Genomic DNA, 19,490 nt, shown 5'->3' with positions numbered 1-19,490 from the left:
TCGTGCCTTTCGCTGTTCTCGGTCGTCCGGCGGGCCGCGTCTCGCGCGGTGCCCGCCTCGTTCCAGACGTTACTCCGCGCCGTGCGGTCCCGATGGGGCTGGGGCGGGCATGCTGGCCTCGAACGGTGTGACCGATCCGACGAGACGGCGAAGAGAGGTCCCGCATATGGGGCGTATGACCCGAAGAGGGTTCACCGTGGCCGCCGCAGGGATGATGTCCGCCATGCTGGCGTCCGGCGAGGCGGGAGCGGCCGTGGGACGGTCGTGGCCCGTGCCGCGGACGGCGAGGGCGGGCGGCCCGGCCGAGCGCCGGCGGAAGCGTGAGTTCCGGGGAATGTGGATCGCCACCGTCGTCAACGTCGACTGGCCGTCCAAGCCGGGCCTCGGTCCCGACCGGCAGCGCGAGGAGCTGATCACCCTCCTCGACACGGCCGCCGACCGCCGCCTCAACGCGGTCATGCTGCAGATCCGGCCGACCGCGGACGCCTTCTGGCCCTCCCCGTTCGAGCCGTGGTCGGAGTATCTGACGGGAACTCAGGGCCGCTATCCGGGCTGGGACCCGCTGGCCTTCGCCGTGCGCGAGGCCCACCGGCGCAGGATCGAACTGCACGGCTGGTTCAATCCCTACCGCATCGCCAACCACCCCGACCCCGGCCGGCTCGTCGCCACCCACCCCGCGCGTATCCACCCCGAGTGGGTCGTGCCCTACGGCGGCAAGCTCTACTACAACCCCGGCCTCCCCGAGGTGCGCCGCTTCGTCCAGGACGCCATGCTCGACGCCGTCTCCCGCTACGACCTGGACGGCGTGCACTTCGACGACTACTTCTACCCGTACCCGGTGACCGGGCAGCGCTTCGACGACGACACCGCGTACGCCCGCTCCGGCTCCGGCTTCCCGGACCGGGCCGCCTGGCGGCGCGACAACATCGACCTGCTGGTGCAGGAGATGGGGCAGCGCATCAAGCGGCGCAAGCGGCACGTGCAGTTCGGGATCAGCCCGTTCGCCGTCTGGCGCAACCGCTCCACCGACCCGCTCGGCTCGGACACCCGTGCGGGCGTGCAGACCTACGACGACCTCGGCGCGGACACGCGGAAATGGGTCCGGGAGGAGTGGATCGACTACATCGTGCCCCAGGTGTACTGGCACATCGGCTTCGCCGCCGCGGACTACGCGAAGCTCGTGCCGTGGTGGGCGGAGACCGTCCGGGACACGGACGTGCAGCTGTACGTCGGCGAGGCGCTGTACCGGGCGGGCGACCCCGCCCAGCCCGCGCCCTGGCAGGACCCGGCCGAGCTCTCGCGCCACCTCACGCTGTGCCGGGAGCACCCGGAGGTGCTCGGGAACGTGTACTTCTCCGCCAAGCAGGTGGTCGCGGACCCGATAGGGGCGATGGCGCGGGTGGTCAAGGACCACTACCCGGCGCGGGTACGCCCGCCTCGCTGACCGCCGGCTGACGCCGTGGGGTGCGTGCGGCGCCGCCGGACCCCGCCGCGGGGGCCGTCCTCCCCCGGCTGCCGCTGGGAGGCGCCCCGGGCAGCGGGGTCGAAGACGTGTGCTAACCCTGGTCGGAGGCCTTGCGGTGGTCGACCACCGCGTCGGGGCCCGGCGACATGATCGTCTCGTGGCCGTTCTCGGCGCGGACCCGGTACGGCGGCGTGCCGTCGGGCCCCAGCACCTCCACGATCTCCACGACGTGGTCCTCCTTGCCGACGACCCGGCCGTGCACCACCAGGCGGTCACCCTTGCTCGCATGCATCGACGGTGCCCTTCCGTTCGAGTTCCGCTCGAGATTCGAGGTGTGTGCTGGGACGCTCCCAAGTCTACGGTGACCGGCGGTATATGGCCCGCCCCTCGGCCAGGTGGAGCAACACGCGCGCCCGCTCAGCCGCGCGCCCGCTGCGTCACCCCGATGCACACCAGCACGGCCACGGCGGCCACCGGCGCGGCGGGGGTCAGCCGCTCGCCGAGCAGCAGCACCGACCAGACCAGGGTGAGCAGCGGCTGCGCCAGCTGCAGCTGGCTGGCCCGGGCGACTCCGATCGCGCTCATGCCGCGGTACCACACCCACATGCCCAGGAACTGCGATCCCGCGGCGAGCCACAGCAGCCCCGCGACCGTGTGGCCCGTGAGCCGTCCGGGCTCGGCCCACAGCGCCACCGCGCTGCCCGCGGCCGCGACCGGCAGGCACAGCACCAGCGCCCAGCCGATGACCTGCCAGCCCGGCATCTCGCGGGCCAGCCGCCCGCCCTCCGCGTAGCCCGCCGCGCAGACCAGCAGCGCCGCGAACAGGTACAGGTCGCCGGTCGTGGGCCTGCCGCCGCTCTGCTGCACGGCGAAGGCGATCACCACGGCCGCGCCCGTGACCGCCGCGCCCCAGAACGTGCGCGAGTGCCGGGTCCGGTTGCGTACGGCCGAGTAGGCGGCGGTCGTCAGTGGCAGCAGGCCCACGACGACCGCGGCGTGCGAGGTCGAGGAGGTCTGCAGGGCGAGCGTGGTGAGCAGGGGGAAGCCGACGACCGTGCCGCCGGCCACCGCGCACAGGGCGGGCCAGTGCCGCCGCGCGGGCACCCGGACGCGCAGCGCCAGCAGGCAGGCGGCGGCGATCAGGCCCGCCAGCAGCATCCGGCAGGCGGTCACGGACCACGGGCCGAGCCCCTCCAGGGCCCAGGCCGTCGCGGGGAACGTCAGCGAGAAGGTCGCCACGCCCAGGGCGGCGAGGAGGACCCCGCTTCCCGCGGAGGCCGCCGTAGCCGCTCGCTCGGAGCTCTGCACTGCTACCGCAGTCGGTCCGATAGCGCTATCTTTCACTCTCATGCATGAGCGTAACAGCGTCGCTGAACTGGCAGAATCCCTGAAAAGAGAGCTCAACCGCTACTCTCCGGGTGAGAAGCTGCCGTCCAGCAGGGCCCTTGTCGAACGCTTCCGGGTCAGCCCCGTCACCGTCTCGCGGGCGATCGCCGCCCTCGCCGCGGAAGGCCTCGTGACCACCCGGCCCGGCGCCGGCGCCTTCCGTACGGCCCCGCACAGCGCGCCCGTACGCCTCGGCGACACCTCGTGGCAGCAGGTCGCCCTCAGCATGGAGAGTGCCGCGGAGGCCGTCCCCCGCTCCGTCGACGCCTCCGGCGTGCTCAGCACGCTCGCCGAACCCCCGCCCGGTGTCATCGAGCTCAGCGGCGGCTACCTCCACCCCGCCCTGCAGCCCGAGCGCGCCCTTGCCGCGGCCCTCGGCCGGGCCGGGCGCCGCCCCGGCGCCTGGGGCCGCCCGCCGATCGAGGGCGTGACCGAGCTGCGCGCCTGGTTCGCCCGCGAGATCGGCGGCCCGGCCGGCACCGTCGCCGCCTCCGAGGTGCTGATCACCGCCGGCGGGCAGAGCGCCCTGACCGCGGCCCTGCGGGCCCTCGCCCCGCCCGGCGCGCCCCTGCTCGTCGAATCCCCGACCTACCCCGGCATGCTCGCCGCCGCGCGCGCCTCCGGGCTGCGGCCCGTACCCGTGCCCACCGACGCCCGCGGCGTGCGCACCGACCTGCTCGCGGAGGCGTTCCGCACGAGCGGCGCCCGCGTCTTCGTCTGCCAGCCGCTGTTCCAGAACCCGACCGGCGCCGTCCTGGCCGACGACCGGCGGCCCGAGGTGATCCGCGTGGCCCGCGAGGCCGGAGCCTTCGTCATCGAGGACGACTTCGCACGCCGCCTCGCCCACGAGGACTCACCACCGCTGCCTCCCACCCTCGCCGCGGACGACCCCGACGGCATCGTCGTCCACGTCTGCTCCCTCACCAAGGCCACCTCGCCCAGCCTGCGCGTGGGGGCCCTCGCCGCCCGCGGGCCCGTCCTCGAACGCCTGCGGGCCATCCAGGTCGTGGACAGCTTCTTCGTGCCGCGCCCCCTGCAGGAGGCCGCCCTCGAACTCGTCGGCTCGCCCGCCTGGACCCGGCACCGGCGCACGACCGCCGCCGAGCTGCGCGTCCGGCGCGAGGCGCTGCTCACCGCCCTGCACCGCGAACTGCCCGCCGTCTCCGTCGGCTTCGTACCGCCCGGAGGCTTCCACGTGTGGGCCCGGCTGCCGGACGGCACCGACGACGCCGCACTGTCCGCGGCCGCGCTGCGCGCCGGCGTCGCCGTGGCCTCGGGCGGTCCGTACCACCCCGCGGAGTCCGTGGCCCCGCACCTGCGGCTGAGCTTCGCGGCGGTCGCCGGGACGGCCGAGCTGGCGGAGGGCGTGAGCAGGCTGCGGACGGCGTTCGAGACCGCATGTCCCGGGGGCTGACTGCCGGTCCCCAGGGCCTACAGTCGGAGCATGGCTTCAGTAGTTGCTTCAGGCGAGGGCGCCGCTCCGGTCCGGGTCGACAGCTGGATCTGGTCCGTACGGCTCACGAAGACGCGCTCCGCGGCAGGTGCCGCCTGCCGCGCGGGCCACGTCCGCGTCAACGGCGAGCGCGCCAAGCCCGCCCAGACGGTGCGCCCCGGCGACGAGGTGCGGGTGCGCCTCGCCGGGCGGGAGCGCATCGTCGTCGTGTCGCGGCTCATCAGCAAGCGGGTCGGCGCGCCCGTCGCGGCCGAGTGCTACGTCGACAACACCCCGCCCGAGCCGCCGCGCGAACACGTGGCCGCGGTAGCCGTCCGCGACCGCGGCACGGGCCGCCCCACCAAGCGCGACCGCCGCGAACTGGAACGCCTCCAGGGCGCCCAGCGAGACCACTGACGGCCGGCCGACTACGACAGGGTGTACCGGCGGTGCCGGATTTCGGCCGTGCCGCTGGGTTCGGCACCGCCGGTGTCGGCTGTGGGGGTTGCGCGCCGCTGCGGCGGGAGGGGTGGTGGCGTGCGTGCCTACGCGCGCAAGGTGCCGGTGCACAGGTCGGGCACGTTCCCCCGCCGCGGCGGGGGAACAGTCACGACGAGCCCTATCGGCGGTGCCGGACTGCCCGCGCGTCGACCGGGTGCGCCGTGCCCGTGACCCGGTCCGTCAAGGCGGGCCGGGGCACGGCAGCGAACCCTCAGTACCCGGCTGTGAACCGCGTCCGGTGGTGCGCCGGGTGTTCGGCCTCGTCGAGGAGGGCTACCGCCAGGTCTTCCATGGAGATCGCCGAGTTGCCCTCGGCATCCACGAGGAGTTCGTCGGTGCCCAGTCGGTAGTGGCCGGTGCGCTCGCCCGGTTCCAGGAGGGCGGCCGGGCTCAGGTAGGCCCAGTCCACGCCGTCCTCGGCGGTGCGGCAGGCGGCCAGCTGGTCGTTGCAGGCCAGGGCGATGGGCCGCCAGTCGGCGGGGAAGCCGGGCCCGTCCATGACGGTGGTGCCGTCGGTGCCGGGGAGGGCCAGGCTGCCGGCGCCGCCGACGAGCAGCAGCCGGACGCCGGTGCGGGCGAGCCCGGCCAGCAGCCCCTCGGTGGCGGCGACGAGCTGGTGCTCGCTGCCGGGCGCGGGGCGGGTCGCGCCGATCACGACGTCCTGCCCGGCGCTGAGCCGTGCGACGTCCGCCGGGTCCGAGGCGTCGCCGGTGCGGGCGGTGGCGCCGACGGGCAGTTCGCCGAAGCGGGCGGAGTTCCGTACGACGGCGGTGACGTCGTGGCCGCGGGACAGGGCCTCGGTCACGACGCGGCTGCCCACGTTGCCGGCGGCTCCGAAGACGGTGATGCGCATGTTGGTCAGCTCCTGGTGGTGTCGGGCAGGTCCGTCGCGGCCACGGCCGCGGGGGAGGTACGGGGCGTGCCGGACGTGCTCTTCGTGCCGGTTGCGCGGCGCCGGCTCTGTGCCGCGACGAGCGAGCCGAGGACGACGAGCGCGCCGAAACCCTGTGCGGCGGTGAGTTCCTGACCGAGCGCCAGCCACCCCAGCGCCGTGGCGACCAGCGGGCTGAGCAGGCCGAGGAACGTGGCGTCGGTGGGCGGCAGGAGCCGGATCCCACGGAACCACAGGGCGTACGCGAGGGCGGATCCGATGACGGCGAGGTAGGCGTAACCGGCCAGGTTCGCCGCGGTCGGCGCCGCGGGCGGTGCGCCTTCGGCGAGGAGGGCGACGGGCAGCAGGAGCAGGCCGCCGGCGACGAGCTGCCAGCCGGTGGTCGCGAGGAGGGGCGCGGGCGAGACCCAGCGCTTGCTGAGGACGATTCCGGTGGCCATGACGACGGCTCCGCCGGCCGCGGCGGCGACGCCGAGGGCATCCAGCCGGGCTCCGGCCCGGAGCACGAGGAGGCTGACGCCCGCGACTCCGGCGACGGCGGCGATCAGGGTGCGGGCGGAGAGCCGCTCGCCGAGCAGGCCGGCGGAGAGGAGGGCGACCAGCAGGGGCTGTATCGCCCCGACGGTCGCGGCGACCCCGCCGGGCAGACGGTAGGCGGCGACGAACAGCAGGGCGAAGAACACCCCGATGTTGAGGGCGCCGAGCACGAACGCTCGCCACCACCACACGCCCCCGGGCAGGCGCCGCGTGACGGCGACGAGCACGATCCCGGCGGGCAGGGCGCGCACGACCGCCGCGAGGAGCGGACGGCCCGGCGGAAGGAGTTCGGTGGTGACGAGGTAGGTGGTGCCCCAGACGGCTGGTGCCAGGGCGGTGAGCAGCAGGGTCCCGACGCGATTGCTTAGCACTAAAGCAATATATCTCAGCACTAAGCTATCTGGCCGGGAGTCGGTGCGTGAGGTACCTCACCGCTAAGGCAATTGCGGCGGACCCACTACCCTGGCCCGATGGCAGATCACGTCGACCTCGTACTCGAACAGTGGGCTGTGCAGCGCCCTGACCTGGATGTGTCGCCGATGGCGGTGCTCGGACGGCTCAAGCGGCTGTCCCGGCTCGTCGACGCCGAAACGGGGCGTACGTTCAACGCCCACGGGCTCGACGCCGCGTCCTTCGACGTCCTCGCCACGCTGCGGCGCAGCGATGCGCCCCACCGGCTGACCCCCGCCGAGCTGATGCGGGCGTCGATGGTCACCTCGGGAGCCGTCACCCAGCGCCTGGACCGCCTGGAGGCCCGCGGCCTGGTGCGCCGCAGCCCCAGCGCCTCGGACGGCCGCAGCGTCGTCGTCGCGCTCACCGACGCGGGCCGCGCCCTCATCGACGAGGCCCTGCCCGACCACATCGCCACCTCGGCCGGCCTGCTCGCCGCCCTCACGCAGGAAGAGCGCGACATGATCGCGGCGACCCTCAGGAGCCTGCTGGAGTCGCTGGGCGACGGCAAGGACTGACAGGCCCGCCCGGCCTCGCCTCGAAAGGCGGCCGGGACACGTGTCCGGCCCCGCGCTGCGGATGTGGCCAGGGTCCTGTCGAGAGGGGGTCCGCCACGAGATATCTTGATGTCGAGCAATGTTACAGACGTGGAGCGGAGCACCCGGTGACTGACTCGACCATCATCTATACGCACACCGACGAGGCCCCGGCCCTGGCCACGCACTCGTTCCTGCCCGTGGTCCAGGCCTACGCCTCGACGGCCGGGGTCACTGTGGAGACCCGCGACATCTCCCTGGCCGGCCGGATCATCTCGCAGTTCCCCGAGTACCTCGAAGAGAGCCGGCGCATCGACGACGCCCTCGCCGAGCTCGGCCGGCTGGCCAAGACGCCGGGTGCCAACATCATCAAGCTGCCCAACATCTCGGCCTCGATCCCGCAGCTGAAGGCCGCGGTCGCCGAGCTGCAGCAGCAGGGCTACGCGCTGCCGGACTACCCGGACGACCCGAAGACCGACGAGGAGCGCGACATTCGCGCCCGCTACGACAAGGTCAAGGGCAGCGCGGTCAACCCCGTCCTGCGCGAGGGCAACTCCGACCGCCGCGCCCCCGCGTCGGTCAAGAACTACGCCAAGACGCACCCGCACCGCATGGGCGCCTGGACGGCCGACTCGAAGACGAACGTCGCCACCATGGGCGTCGACGACTTCCGCTCCACCGAGAAGTCCGCGGTCATCGCCGCGGACGGCACGCTCCGCATCGAGCTCTCGGGTGACGACGGCTCCACCACGGTCCTGCGCGAGTCGGTCCCCGTGCTCGCCGGCGAGGTCGTCGACGCCTCCGTCATGCGCGTCGCCGCGCTGCGCGAGTTCCTCACGGCGCAGATCGCCCGCGCCAAGGCCGAGGGCGTGCTCTTCTCCGTGCACCTGAAGGCCACGATGATGAAGGTCTCCGACCCGATCATCTTCGGCCACGTGGTCCGCGCCTTCTTCCCGAAGACGTTCGCGCAGTACGGCGAGCAGCTCGCCGCCGCGGGCCTGACCCCGAACGACGGCCTCGGCGGCATCTTCAAGGGCCTGGAGGCCCTGCCCGAGGGCGCCGCGATCAAGGCCTCCTTCGACGCCGAGCTCGCCGAGGGCCCGGCCCTGGCGATGGTCGACTCCGACAAGGGCATCACCAACCTGCACGTCCCCAGCGACGTCATCGTCGACGCCTCCATGCCGGCCATGATCCGCACCTCCGGCCACATGTGGGGCCCGGACGGCCAGGAGGCCGACACCCTCGCCGTCCTCCCGGACAGCAGCTACGCGGGCGTCTACCAGGTCGTCCTCGACGACTGCCGCGCCAACGGCGCCTTCGACCCGTCGACGATGGGCTCCGTGCCCAACGTCGGCCTCATGGCGCAGAAGGCCGAGGAGTACGGCAGCCACGACAAGACCTTCGAGATCCCCGCCACCGGCACGGTGCGCGTCCTCGACGGCGCCGGCGACGTCGTGCTGGAGCAGACGGTCGGCGCGGGCGACATCTTCCGCATGTGCCAGTCCAAGGACGCGCCGATCCGCGACTGGGTCAAGCTCGCCGTCACCCGCGCCCGCGCGACCGGCGTCCCGGCCGTCTTCTGGCTCGACGAGGCCCGCGCGCACGACGCGCAGCTCATCGAGAAGGTCAAGGCGTACCTGCCGGAGCACGACACCGAGGGCCTGCAGATCGAGATCATGTCGCCCGTCGAGGCGACGAAGTTCTCGCTGGAGCGCATCCGCCGCGGCGAGGACACGATCTCCGTCACCGGCAACGTCCTGCGTGACTACCTCACCGACCTGTTCCCGATCCTCGAGCTCGGCACGAGCGCGAAGATGCTCTCGGTCGTCCCGCTCATGAACGGCGGCGGCCTGTTCGAGACCGGCGCCGGCGGCTCCGCTCCCAAGCACGTGCAGCAGCTCGTCAAGGAGAACTACCTCCGCTGGGACAGCCTGGGCGAGTTCTTCGCGCTCGCGGCCAGCTTCGAGCACCTCGCGGCCACCACGGGCAACGCCCGCGCCAAGGTCCTCGCCGACACGCTCGACCGCGCGACCGGCACCTTCCTCAACGAGGACAAGTCGCCGAGCCGCCGCCTGGGCGGCATCGACAACCGTGGCAGCCACTTCTACCTGGCGCTCTACTGGGCCCAGGAGCTCGCGAAGCAGACCGACGACGCGCAGCTCGCGGAGGCGTTCGGGCCCCTGGCCAAGACGCTCGCCGAGCAGGAGCGGACCATCGTCGACGAGCTGATCGCGGTGCAGGGCTCCCCGGCCGAGATCGGTGGCTACTACCAGCCCGACGTGACGAAGGCCTCGGCCGTCATGCGCCCGTCGGCGACGCTCAACCAGGCTCTGGCGATCCTGGGCTGACGCGCCCGCGCGACGAACAACCCGTTCCGCCCCGGCCGGCACTGCGCCCGGCCGGGGCGGTTCCGTTCGTGCCGGCCGGGGCCGCACCCCGCCGTCGCCTCGGCTACGGCACGGTGCTGAGGCTGCCTTCGAGAACGGTCCGGATGATCCGGGGCCGGTCCCAGAGGGCCAGGAGTTCGTTGGCGACGGCCACGACGGGCAGGGGGTCCGGGTTGCCGTGCACCCTGATGGCGGCGGCCGACAGGCTCCAGGAGGTCGGCGAGCGTGCCGGGGTAGGCGGCGAGGGTCCGCAGCCGGGGCAGTCCGGTGACCGGCGCGAGACTGAGCGGCGCCTCGTCCCACACGCCGATGGACAACACCTCCAAGCCGGGGGTGGGCGGCGGCCTCGACGCTCGGCAGGCTTCGGATGTTGACGTGGGCCACGGCGGGCGGCCGGTCTCCGCCCGAGCCGCCGTGCCGCTTGCTGAGCCGGTTCAGCACCAGGTCGGTGAGCGAGTCGGCGACCAGGGAAGCGCCGACGTTCTCCTCGTGGCCGATCATGATGATCTGCCCCACGTGTCCGTTCGGGCCGGCGGTCCGATCGACGGCCAGCCGGTCGCCGCCGCCGTTGTCCCCGAAGGCGATCCAGCCGGGGTGAGCCGGCCAGGCCCTGCACCGCGGCGTCGGGCGGCGTGACGACCGCCTCCATCGCCGCGAACTCCCAGCGGCAGTGACGGGACGACGCGTCGGCGATGTACAGGCCGTCCGGCGCGAAGAGCTCGCAGCCGACCGCCGTGCATTCGCGCCGCGCGGCCTCGTAGTCGTCGCCCCGGTCCTCCCACCGTGCCCGCGTCACCCGGTAGAGCGCCTTGAGCTCGTCGGGCAGGGGGACGCCGAGGCGTGCTTCCGCAGCGCTGATCTCTGCCTCCGTCGCGCCGACAGCGCCGCGCAGCCGCCCACGCAGCGTCCGCTCCAGCAGTTCCGGGTCCGCCGAAGGGGCAGACTCCAGCCGCCCCGGCCGATGCGCCCCTCCGCGCGGCCGGCCCGCAGGAGCCGCAGCACGGGTTCCCAGGTCGCGAAGTCGTGCAGCGGGGGAGGGGGAGCTTCGGATGATCGACCATGCGCAGACCGTAGGCGGAGGCACTGACACCGCGCCCGCCGCCGAGCGACGGTCAGGCGGCGCGGCAAAGCGCTGCGGGGCCGGCCGGCGCCGAGGCGCGGGCCACGGCCGCGTGCAGGGGACGGGCGGTGCGCAGGGTGCCCGCGGCCTGCGAGCGGTTTCGTGCGAAGACGACGAGGCGCAGCACCGCGAACCGCGCGACACCGGCGAGTGCGGAGGCCGACAGGTAGACGACCTGCTCGAGCACCGCGCCGGGTGCCGCCACCAGCTGCTGCAGGGAAAGCACCGCCAGGCAGGTCACCGCGTACGCGGCCGCCGCGGACCCGGCCGACTGCGCATGCTGGCGCCGGGTCGCGCGCCCGCCCGCGCCGAAGGTGAAGCGGGCGTGCAGCTCGGTGGAGAGGAGTGTGGAGACCACGGTGATCAGGGCGTTGGCCAGGACCCAGGGAATCCAGGAGGCGAGGGCCGCCACGGCGAAGCTGGAGGCGAGCCCCACCCCACCGCCGCAGAGTGCGAAGCGAGCGAAGGCGCTGAAGGCGCCGGGCGCCGCCTGCCTCCTGCTCTGCGCTGTCCCCATGATCCGGCCCCTCCGATGGCTCATCCCGCGAAACGCGCGTCCTTCGGCCTGTGAGGCCGGGGGACGCGCCGCTCGGAATGCCATCATGGTGCATGAGTGGCGCCATGTCGAGCAATTATGGCGCCATAGGTGGCATCGTGAACTCCGGCGCAGGTGTGGGTCCCGCGGGCCCTCGCAACGGGCATTGCATAAATCTTCGCTTATTCGTATAGTCATGCCATCGACCAGGAGGGGCCCGATGGCAGTACGTGTGGCAGTGGCAGGAGCGAGCGGATACGCGGGCGGCGAAGTGCTGCGCCTGCTGCTCGCGCACCCCGGCGTACGGATCGGCGCTCTCACTGCGAGCTCCAACGCCGGCCGGCGGCTCGGCTCCGTGCAGCCGCACCTGCTGCCCCTGGCCGGGCGGGTGCTGGAGCCCACCTCGGCCGAGGTCCTCGCCGGGCACGACGTCGTCTTCCTCGCCCTGCCGCACGGGCAGTCCGCGGCCGTCGCCGCCGAGCTCGGCGACGCGGCCCTGGTGATCGACTGCGGTGCGGACTTCCGGTTGAAGGACGCGGGGGAGTGGGAGCGGTTCTACGGTTCGGCGCATGCGGGTACGTGGCCCTACGGGTTGCCGGAGCTGCCCGGCGGGCGGGAGGCGCTGAAGGGCGTACGGCGTGTGGCCGTGCCCGGGTGCTATCCGACCGCCGTGTCGCTGGCGCTGTTCCCGGCCTACGGGGCGGGAATCGCAGAGCCGGAAGCGGTGATCGTGGCGGCGTCCGGGACGTCGGGTGCGGGCAAGGCGGCCAAGCCGCACCTGCTCGGCTCCGAGGTCATGGGCTCCATGAGCCCGTACGGCGTGGGCGGCTCGCACCGGCACACGCCCGAGATCGTCCAGAATCTCTCCGCCGCGGCGGGGGAGCCCGTCACGGTCTCCTTCACGCCCACTCTGGCGCCGATGCCGCGGGGCATCCTCGCCACCTGCAGCGCCAAGGCCCGCCCCGGTGTGACGGCCGGCGGCCTGCGGGCCGCGTACGAGAAGGCGTTCGCGGAGGAGCCCTTCGTCCACCTGCTGCCCGAGGGGCAGTGGCCGGCCACCGCCGCCGTCTACGGCTCCAACACCGTGCTGGTGCAGGTGGCGCTGGACGAGGCGGCCGGGCGGATCGTCGTGGTGTGCGCGATCGACAACCTGACCAAGGGCACCGCCGGCGGTGCGGTGCAGAGCATGAACATCGCCCTCGGCCTCCCCGAGGAGCTGGGCCTGCCGGCCACCGGGGTGGCGCCATGAGCGTACGCCGGGTCATCGCGACCCTCCTGGCGCGGCTGGTGCCGTGCGACACGGCCAAGAACACGACGACGAGCAACCGGGCGAACGAGGAGATGCAGTGAGCGTCACGGCAGCGAAGGGATTCACGGCGGCGGGCATCGCCGCCGGGATCAAGGAGAGCGGCAACCCCGACCTGGCCCTCGTGGTCAACCAGGGCCCCCGCCTGGCCGCCGCGGGCGTCTTCACCTCGAACCGGGTGAAGGCCGCGCCGGTGCTCTGGTCGCAGCAGGTCCTCAAGGGCGGACAGGTCTCGGCCGTGGTCCTCAACTCCGGCGGCGCCAACGCCTGCACCGGGCCGGGGGGCTTCCAGGACACCCACGCCACCGCCGAGAAGGCGGCCGAGGCACTGGGGCACAGCGCCGGCGAGATCGCCGTCGCCTCCACCGGGCTCATCGGCGTCCGGCTGCCCATGGACAAGCTGCTGCCCGGCATCGACAAGGCCGCCGCCGGGCTCTCCGCCCACGGTGGTGAGAAGGCCGCCATCGCCATCAAGACCACGGACACCGTGCACAAGACGGCGGTGGTCCAGGGGGACGGCTGGACGGTGGGCGGTATGGCCAAGGGGGCGGGCATGCTCGCCCCGGGCCTGGCCACGATGCTCGTCGTCCTCACCACCGACGCCGACATCGACACGCCCGGGCTCGACGCCGCCCTGCGCGCCGCGACCCGTACAACCTTCGACCGGGTCGACTCCGACGGGTGCATGTCCACCAACGACACCGTGCTGCTGCTCGCCTCCGGTGCCGCCGAAGTCACGCCCGCGCAGGACGTGTTCGCCGAGGCCGTCCGCGCGGTCTGTGACGATCTCGCCCGTCAGCTGATCGGTGACGCGGAGGGTGCGAGCAAGGACATCCGTATCGAGGTGATCAACGCCGCCACCGAGGACGACGCCGTCGAGGTCGGGCGCTCCATCGCCCGTAACAACCTCCTCAAGTGCGCCCTCCACGGCGAGGACCCCAACTGGGGCCGGGTGCTCTCCGCCATCGGCACCACCTCCGCCGCTTTCGACCCCGACAAGCTCAACGTCGCCATCAACGGCGTCTGGGTCTGCCGGAACGGCTCCGTCGGCGACGACCGCGACCTCGTCGACATGCGCTACCGGGAGGTCCGCATCACCGCGGACCTGGCCGAGGGCGGCGAGTCCGCCGTCATCTGGGCCAACGACCTCACCGCCGACTACGTCCACGAGAACAGCGCGTACTCCTCATGACGACCACGGACAGCGCGGGCACGGCCCGCAAGCACACCGCCCTCCCCAAGGCCCGCATCCTCATCGAGGCACTGCCCTGGCTGACGCGGCATCACGGCAAGACCGTCGTCATCAAGTTCGGCGGCAACGCCATGGTCGACGAGGAGCTGAAGGCCGCCTTCGCCCAGGACGTCGTCTTCCTCCACCACGCCGGGCTGCGTCCGGTCGTCGTGCACGGCGGCGGCCCGCAGATCAGTGCGCAGCTGGACCGGCTCGGCCTTACGTCGGAGTTCAAGGCCGGGCTGCGGGTGACCACCCCGGAGGCCATGGACGTCGTCCGCATGGTGCTCGCCGGGCAGGTGCAGCGCGAACTCGTCGGCCTGCTCAACGAGCACGGCCCGCTCGCCGTGGGCCTCACGGGCGAGGACGCCCACACCATGACCGCCACCAAGCACTACGCCGACATCGGCGGCGAACGCGTCGACATCGGCCGCGTCGGCGAGATCACCGACATCGACACCGGCGCCGTCCAGGCCCTGCTCGACAACGGGCGCATCCCCGTCGTCTCCTCCATCGCCCGCAGCGCCGACGACGCCGACGGTCATGGGGTCTTCAACGTCAACGCCGACACCGCGGCGGCCGCGCTCGCCGCGGCCCTCGGCGCGGAGACGCTGATGGTCCTCACCGACGTCGAGGGCCTCTACGAGGACTGGCCGCACAGCGACGAGGTCATCAGCCGGCTCACGGCGAGCGAGCTGGAGGCCCTGCTGCCCGACCTGGCCAGCGGGATGGTCCCCAAGATGGAGGGGTGCCTGCACGCCGTGCGCAACGGCGTCACCACGGCCCGCGTCATAGACGGCCGGGTCCAGCACTCGATCCTGCTGGAGATCTTCACGGACGAGGGCATCGGCACGATGGTCGTGCCCGACGAGGCGGCGAGCGAGCCGGAGGGGAAGCAGCAGTGAGCAACGCCGGACTCACCCAGCGCTGGCAGGGCGCGCTGATGGACAACTACGGCACCCCGCGCATCCCCCTCGCCCGCGGGGAGGGGAGCACCGTCTGGGACGCCGACGGCAAGCCGTACCTCGACCTCGTCGGCGGAATCGCGGTCAACGCCCTCGGCCACGCCCACCCGGCGGTCGTCCGGGCGGTCTCGGACCAGATCGCCACGCTCGGCCACGTCTCCAACCTCTTCAGCGCCGAGCCGACGGTCGCCCTGGCCGAGCGGCTGCTCGCCCTCGCGGGCCGGCCGGGCCGCGTGTACTTCGCCAACTCGGGGGCGGAGGCCGTCGAGGCCGCGTTCAAGATCGGGCGCCGGACGGGCCGGACGCACATGGTCGCCGCCACCGGCGGCTTCCACGGCCGCACGATGGGAGCCCTGGCGCTCACCGGCCAGCCCGCCAAGCAGGACCCGTTCCTGCCGCTGCCCGCGGGCGTCACCCACGTCCCGTACGGCGACGCCGAGGCGCTGCGGGCCGCCGTGACCACCGACACCGCGCTCGTGGTGCTGGAGCCGGTCCAGGGCGAGGCCGGAGTCGTCGTGCCGCCCCCCGGCTACCTGGCCGCCGCCCGGGAGATCACCCGCGCCACCGGCACCCTCCTCGTCCTGGACGAGATTCAGACAGGTATCGGCCGCACCGGCCACTGGTACGAGCACCGGGCGCAGGGCGTCGAGCCCGACATCGTCACCCTCGCCAAGGGCCTCGGCGGCGGCCTGCCGATCGGGGCGACGCTCGCCTTCGGCGCGGCCGCCGATCTGCTGACGCCCGGTCAGCACGGCTCCACGTTCGGCGGGAACCCCGTCGCGTGCGCCGCCGCCCTGGCGGTCCTCGACACGCTGGAGGGCGAAGGAATCCTCTCCCGCGTGGCGGTGACGGGGGAGCGGCTGCGTGACGGGATCGCTGCGCTCGGCCATCCGCTGGTCGACCGCGTCCGTGGCGCGGGCCTGCTGCTGGGTATTGTCCTTTCCGAGCCCCTTGCACCGAAGGTGCAGCAGGCAGCACAGGACGCCGGCCTCCTGGTGAACGCGGTCGCACCCGACGTGGTGCGGCTGGCCCCGCCGCTGATCATCACCGAAGATGAGGTGGAAACGTTCCTCCAGGCGCTGCCGGGTGTCCTGGACGCTGCTGCTGCCACCGTCGGCCCGGGGGCGTGAGCGGCCGGAGCGGCCGACGAGGCGGACGGGGCCGGCGGGGCGACACGGCCCCTGCGGGACCCTCGGGGAACGACGAAGCGGAGACTGACGAGACGATGACCCAGGCGCAGGAGCCGGAGCCGTTCCACGGCGGACAGGCCGTACCGCAGACCCGTACCGCCCGCCACCGCCGGATCGTGGACATCCTCGGCCGGCAGGCGGTCCGGTCGCAGAGCCAGCTCGCCAAGCTGCTCGCCGACGACGGCCTGTCCGTCACCCAGGCGACGCTCTCCCGCGACCTCGACGAACTGGGCGCGGTCAAGATCCGCAACACCGGTGGCGAGCTGATCTACGCGGTCCCGTCGGAGGGCGGCGACCGCACCCCCCGGGCCCCGCTCGGCGAATCCGCGACCGAGGCCCGCATGGGCCGCCTCGCGGGCGAACTGCTGATCTCGGCGGAGGCCTCCGCCAACCTGGTCGTCCTGCGCACGCCGCCGGGTGCCGCGCAGTTCTTCGCCTCCGCGATCGACCAGGCGGGGGTGCACGAGATCATCGGCACCATCGCCGGCGACGACACGGTGATGCTCATCAGCCGCGACCCCAAGGGCGGCCAGGCCCTCGCGGACCACCTGCTCAGACTGGCCCAGAAGGAGCGCTGAGGGCGGGGCGCGGCCGAAAGGCCCGGCCGCGCCCCGTACCCCGACCGAACCTGCCGATGGCGTCCCGCACTTGCGGGGCGCCATCCGTCGTGTCCGCGGCGCCGGAATGGGCAGGATGACGAGGGGCCCAGGGCGTCGGCGCCGTAAACACCAGCCCAACAGCAGTCATTGGGCAAGGGAGGACACATGCTCGCGATCCGCGCGGCGAAGCTCTTCGACGGGATAGGACCGGGGCTCGTGGAACGGCCCGTGGTGCTGGCCGAGGGCGGGCGCATCGTCGCCGTGCACCCCGGCGGGAGCGTGCCCGCGGGCGCAGAACTGCTGGACCTGGGGGACGTGACGCTGCTCCCCGGCTTCGTGGACACCCACGTCCACCTCGCCTTCGACGCGAGCGAGGACGCCGTGGGACGCCTGCAGCGCGCAGGCGACGAGGAACTGCTCGACCGGATGCGGGAAGCGGGCCGGGCGGCGCTCGCCGCGGGCGTGACGACCGTACGGGACCTGGGGGACCGGGGGTACCTCGCGCTGCGGGTGCGCGAGGAGACCGCCAAGGACCCCACGGCCGGCCCCACCGTGCTCGCCTCCGGGCCGCCGATCACCACCGCGCGCGGCCACTGCTGGTTCCTCGGCGGGCAGGCCGAGGGCGTCGACGCGATCCGGGCGGCCGTGCGCGAGCGCGCCGGGCGGGGCGTCGACGTGGTGAAGGTGATGGTGACCGGCGGCGACCTCACCCCCGGCTCGGACCCGTTCCACGTGCAGTACAGCCACGCCGAGCTGCTCGCCGCCGTGCGCGAGGCCCACCGGCACGGGCTGCCGGTCACTGCGCACGCCCACTCGGCGGCCGGCATCGCCGGCGCCGTGGCCGCCGGGTTCGACATGGTCGAGCACTGCTTCTTCGTCACCGAGATCACCGACGAGAGCGACGAGAGCGACCCCGGCGTGGACTACGACCGGCGCGTCCTCGACGACATGGTCCGCCTCGGCGTGGTCGCCTCCCTCACCCTGGGAGCCCTGCCCGGCGGCCCGCCGCCCCCGCCCCGGATCGCCCGCCGCCTGCCCGGGCTGGCCGCCGGGATGGCCGCGATGCGGGAGGCCGGCGTGGCCGTGGTCTGCGGCAGCGACTCGGGGATCTTCCCCGTCAAGGCCCACGGCAGCCACCCGTACAGCGTCGTCGCCATGGCCGGCATGGGCTTCGGCCCGCTGGAGGCGCTGCGCGCCGCGACCTCGGCCGCGGCCCGCGCGTGCGGCGTCGCCTGCCGCAAGGGGTGCATCGCGCCGGGCTTCGACGCGGACATCGTGGCGGTGGCGGGGGACCCGCTCGCCGACATCACGGCCGTCCACGCCGTGACGGCGGTCCTGCGGGAGGGCCGGCGGGTCGGCACGGCGAAGCTGCTCTAGGGGCACGGGGAGGCGCCCGAAGAGGGGGCCCGGAAAAACGGAGAAGGCCGCTTCCCCTTACGAGGAAACGGCCTCCGACCTGCGATGTTCGCTGGTCGGGACGGCGGGATTTGAACCCACGACCCCTTGACCCCCAGTCAAGTGCGCTACCAAGCTGCGCCACGTCCCGGTGCCCGTCCCTCCCGGGTTTCTCCCCGGTCGGGCGTGCAGAAAGAAAATATCCTGTTTGGCTGCGTGATCCAAATTCGGGGTCCGGGGCTCCGCCTGCGTCACGGCACGATCACGTACCGCTACGAGTGTCGCCCGTTGACGAACCATACGGTGGAGTGCATACTTATACCCATCAGCGTATGCATCGTAAGGAGAAACCCGTGACCGAGCGCGTCGTACTCGCCTACTCCGGCGGCCTGGACACCTCCGTCGCCATCGGCTGGATCGCCGAGGAGACGGGCGCCGAGGTCATCGCCGTTGCCGTGGACGTCGGCCAGGGCGGCGAGGACCTGGACGTCATCCGCAAGCGCGCGCTCGCCTGCGGTGCGGTGGAGGCGGAGGTCGCCGACGCCAAGGACGAGTTCGCCGAGGAGTACTGCCTCCCGGCGATCAAGGCCAACGCCCTCTACATGGACCGGTACCCGCTGGTCTCCGCCCTCTCCCGGCCCACGATCGTCAAGCACCTCGTCGCCGCCGCGAACAAGCACGGCGCGACCACCGTCGCCCACGGCTGCACCGGCAAGGGCAACGACCAGGTGCGGTTCGAGGCCGGCATCTCCTCCCTCGCCCCCGAGCTCAAGTGCATCGCCCCCGTCCGGGACTACGCCATGACGCGGGACAAGGCCATCGCCTTCTGCGAGGCCAAGGGCCTGCCGATCGCCACCACGAAGAAGTCCCCGTACTCCATCGACCAGAACGTCTTCGGCAGGGCCGTCGAGACGGGCTTCCTCGAGGACATCTGGAACGCCCCGATCGAGGACGTCTACGACTACACCGCCAACCCGGCCACGCCCCGGGAGGCCGACGAGGTGATCATCACCTTCGAGCAGGGCGTCCCGGTCGCGATCGACGGCAAGCCCGTCTCCGTGCTGCAGGCGATCCAGCAGCTCAACGAGCGGGCCGGCGCGCAGGGCGTCGGCCGGCTGGACATGGTCGAGGACCGGCTGGTCGGCATCAAGTCCCGGGAGATCTACGAGGCGCCCGGCGCCATCGCGCTGATCACCGCCCACCAGGAGCTGGAGGCCGTCACGGTCGAGCGCGAGCTCGCCCGGTACAAGCGGCAGGTCGAGCAGCGGTGGACCGAGCTCGTCTACGACGGCCTGTGGTTCTCCCCGCTCAAGCGGGCCCTGGACGGCTTCATCGCCGAGGCCAACGAGCACGTCTCCGGCGACATCCGGATGACGCTGCACGGCGGCCGGGCCGTCGTCACGGGCCGGAAGTCCGAGAAGTCGCTCTACGACTTCAACCTCGCCACGTACGACACGGGCGACACGTTCGACCAGTCCATGTCGAAGGGCTTCATCGAGATCTTCGGCCTGTCCTCGAAGATCGCCGCGAAGCGCGACCTGGCCTGATCGACCACCCGCCCAC

At 73.0% G+C, this 19,490-nt stretch carries 17 protein-coding genes, 1 tRNA gene and 1 pseudogene; 12 read left to right on the top strand and 7 right to left on the bottom strand.

Annotated elements, in window-relative coordinates; all coding sequences use genetic code 11:
- The first annotated feature begins 166 nt into the window (after positions 1-166).
- Positions 167-1,444, top strand: a complete 1,278-nt coding sequence (locus tag FGW37_RS06360) for a glycoside hydrolase family 10-like protein (RefSeq protein WP_179080163.1) — start codon at positions 167-169, stop codon at positions 1,442-1,444.
- A 112-nt stretch (positions 1,445-1,556) separates the two neighbouring features.
- Here the strand turns inward: FGW37_RS06360 and FGW37_RS06355 are convergent, their stop codons facing one another.
- Positions 1,557-1,757, bottom strand: coding sequence for a DUF1918 domain-containing protein (locus FGW37_RS06355; RefSeq protein WP_179080162.1), 201 nt, complete (start codon positions 1,755-1,757; stop codon positions 1,557-1,559).
- A gap of 125 nt (positions 1,758-1,882) precedes the next feature.
- Complete coding sequence (locus tag FGW37_RS06350; protein ID WP_179080161.1) at positions 1,883-2,815, bottom strand: DMT family transporter; 933 nt, start codon at positions 2,813-2,815, stop codon at positions 1,883-1,885.
- Between FGW37_RS06350 and FGW37_RS06345 the strand changes: the two genes are divergently transcribed.
- Positions 2,814-4,265 (top strand): aminotransferase-like domain-containing protein, encoded by a 1,452-nt coding sequence (locus FGW37_RS06345; protein WP_179080160.1) that lies wholly within the window; start codon positions 2,814-2,816, stop codon positions 4,263-4,265. The two genes, FGW37_RS06350 and FGW37_RS06345, sit on opposite strands and share 2 nt — an antisense overlap.
- A gap of 30 nt (positions 4,266-4,295) precedes the next feature.
- Positions 4,296-4,700, top strand: coding sequence for an RNA-binding S4 domain-containing protein (locus FGW37_RS06340; RefSeq protein WP_179080159.1), 405 nt, complete (start codon positions 4,296-4,298; stop codon positions 4,698-4,700).
- Between the two features lie 295 nt (positions 4,701-4,995).
- On the opposite strand, the gene FGW37_RS06335 is transcribed toward FGW37_RS06340, so the two are convergent.
- Both FGW37_RS06335 and FGW37_RS06330 read right to left on the bottom strand, forming a co-directional pair.
- Positions 4,996-5,637 (bottom strand): NAD(P)-dependent oxidoreductase, encoded by a 642-nt coding sequence (locus FGW37_RS06335; RefSeq protein WP_179080158.1) that lies wholly within the window; start codon positions 5,635-5,637, stop codon positions 4,996-4,998.
- Between the two features lie 5 nt (positions 5,638-5,642).
- Positions 5,643-6,584: an EamA family transporter gene (locus FGW37_RS06330; protein ID WP_179080157.1), complete on the bottom strand. Its 942-nt coding sequence runs from the start codon at positions 6,582-6,584 to the stop codon at positions 5,643-5,645.
- 99 nt (positions 6,585-6,683) lie between these two features.
- On the opposite strand from FGW37_RS06330, the gene FGW37_RS06325 reads away from it, so the two are divergent.
- Complete coding sequence (locus FGW37_RS06325; protein WP_179080156.1) at positions 6,684-7,181, top strand: MarR family winged helix-turn-helix transcriptional regulator; 498 nt, start codon at positions 6,684-6,686, stop codon at positions 7,179-7,181.
- 146 nt (positions 7,182-7,327) lie between these two features.
- On the top strand, positions 7,328-9,547 hold the full coding sequence (locus tag FGW37_RS06320; RefSeq protein ID WP_179080155.1) for an NADP-dependent isocitrate dehydrogenase: 2,220 nt from the start codon (positions 7,328-7,330) through the stop codon (positions 9,545-9,547).
- Between the two features lie 103 nt (positions 9,548-9,650).
- On the opposite strand, the pseudogene FGW37_RS06315 reads toward FGW37_RS06320, so the two are convergent.
- A pseudogene (locus FGW37_RS06315) lies at positions 9,651-10,640 on the bottom strand (SMI1/KNR4 family protein).
- Positions 10,641-10,698: 58 nt separating this feature from the next.
- Positions 10,699-11,223 carry a GtrA domain-containing protein gene (locus FGW37_RS06310; RefSeq protein ID WP_179080154.1) on the bottom strand — a complete coding sequence of 175 codons (525 nt, stop codon included), beginning with the start codon at positions 11,221-11,223 and terminating at the stop codon, positions 10,699-10,701.
- Between the two features lie 238 nt (positions 11,224-11,461).
- On the opposite strand from FGW37_RS06310, the gene argC reads away from it, so the two are divergent.
- From argC to FGW37_RS06280, 6 genes are all read left to right on the top strand, one after another.
- Positions 11,462-12,490, top strand: a complete 1,029-nt coding sequence (gene argC, locus FGW37_RS06305; protein WP_179080153.1) for an N-acetyl-gamma-glutamyl-phosphate reductase — start codon at positions 11,462-11,464, stop codon at positions 12,488-12,490.
- A 97-nt stretch (positions 12,491-12,587) separates the two neighbouring features.
- Positions 12,588-13,739, top strand: coding sequence for a bifunctional glutamate N-acetyltransferase/amino-acid acetyltransferase ArgJ (gene argJ / locus FGW37_RS06300; protein WP_179080152.1), 1,152 nt, complete (start codon positions 12,588-12,590; stop codon positions 13,737-13,739).
- Positions 13,736-14,683, top strand: a complete 948-nt coding sequence (argB, locus tag FGW37_RS06295; protein ID WP_179080151.1) for an acetylglutamate kinase — start codon at positions 13,736-13,738, stop codon at positions 14,681-14,683. The genes argJ and argB overlap by 4 nt, the downstream gene beginning before the upstream one ends.
- Positions 14,680-15,873 (top strand): acetylornithine transaminase, encoded by a 1,194-nt coding sequence (locus tag FGW37_RS06290; protein WP_179080150.1) that lies wholly within the window; start codon positions 14,680-14,682, stop codon positions 15,871-15,873. Before argB ends, FGW37_RS06290 begins: the two co-directional genes overlap by 4 nt.
- 95 nt (positions 15,874-15,968) lie before the next feature.
- The gene (locus FGW37_RS06285; RefSeq protein WP_058045220.1) at positions 15,969-16,511 is read left to right on the top strand and encodes an arginine repressor; all 543 of its coding nucleotides are present in this window, start codon (positions 15,969-15,971) and stop codon (positions 16,509-16,511) included.
- 186 nt (positions 16,512-16,697) lie between these two features.
- The gene (locus FGW37_RS06280) at positions 16,698-17,909 is read left to right on the top strand and encodes an amidohydrolase family protein (protein WP_179080149.1); all 1,212 of its coding nucleotides are present in this window, start codon (positions 16,698-16,700) and stop codon (positions 17,907-17,909) included.
- A gap of 92 nt (positions 17,910-18,001) precedes the next feature.
- On the opposite strand, the gene FGW37_RS06275 is transcribed toward FGW37_RS06280, so the two are convergent.
- Positions 18,002-18,078, bottom strand: a tRNA-Pro gene (locus FGW37_RS06275).
- 202 nt (positions 18,079-18,280) lie between these two features.
- Between FGW37_RS06275 and FGW37_RS06270 the strand changes: the two genes are divergently transcribed.
- Complete coding sequence (locus FGW37_RS06270) at positions 18,281-19,474, top strand: argininosuccinate synthase (RefSeq protein ID WP_179080148.1); 1,194 nt, start codon at positions 18,281-18,283, stop codon at positions 19,472-19,474.
- Positions 19,475-19,490: the final 16 nt, after the last annotated feature.

The sequence above is a fragment of the Streptomyces rectiverticillatus genome (assembly GCF_013394065.1).
Lineage (GTDB): Bacteria > Actinomycetota > Actinomycetes > Streptomycetales > Streptomycetaceae > Streptomyces > Streptomyces rectiverticillatus.
Note: the sequence above shows the minus strand (reverse complement) of the source record. Positions and strands in the feature narration are given on the sequence as shown.

Excerpts from the sequence above, each read along its gene's own strand:
- FGW37_RS06360 (WP_179080163.1), top strand. The coding sequence starts at position 167 with ATGGGGCGTATGACCCGAAGAGGGTTCACCGTGGCCGCCGCAGGGATG.
- FGW37_RS06355 (WP_179080162.1), bottom strand. The coding sequence starts at position 1,757 with ATGCATGCGAGCAAGGGTGACCGCCTGGTGGTGCACGGCCGGGTCGTC.
- FGW37_RS06345 (WP_179080160.1), top strand. The coding sequence starts at position 2,814 with ATGCATGAGCGTAACAGCGTCGCTGAACTGGCAGAATCCCTGAAAAGA.
- FGW37_RS06350 (WP_179080161.1), bottom strand. The coding sequence starts at position 2,815 with ATGAGAGTGAAAGATAGCGCTATCGGACCGACTGCGGTAGCAGTGCAG.
- FGW37_RS06340 (WP_179080159.1), top strand. The coding sequence starts at position 4,296 with ATGGCTTCAGTAGTTGCTTCAGGCGAGGGCGCCGCTCCGGTCCGGGTC.
- FGW37_RS06335 (WP_179080158.1), bottom strand. The coding sequence starts at position 5,637 with ATGCGCATCACCGTCTTCGGAGCCGCCGGCAACGTGGGCAGCCGCGTC.
- FGW37_RS06325 (WP_179080156.1), top strand. The coding sequence starts at position 6,684 with ATGGCAGATCACGTCGACCTCGTACTCGAACAGTGGGCTGTGCAGCGC.
- FGW37_RS06310 (WP_179080154.1), bottom strand. The coding sequence starts at position 11,223 with ATGGGGACAGCGCAGAGCAGGAGGCAGGCGGCGCCCGGCGCCTTCAGC.
- argC (WP_179080153.1), top strand. The coding sequence starts at position 11,462 with ATGGCAGTACGTGTGGCAGTGGCAGGAGCGAGCGGATACGCGGGCGGC.
- argB (WP_179080151.1), top strand. The coding sequence starts at position 13,736 with ATGACGACCACGGACAGCGCGGGCACGGCCCGCAAGCACACCGCCCTC.
- FGW37_RS06285 (WP_058045220.1), top strand. The coding sequence starts at position 15,969 with ATGACCCAGGCGCAGGAGCCGGAGCCGTTCCACGGCGGACAGGCCGTA.
- FGW37_RS06280 (WP_179080149.1), top strand. The coding sequence starts at position 16,698 with ATGCTCGCGATCCGCGCGGCGAAGCTCTTCGACGGGATAGGACCGGGG.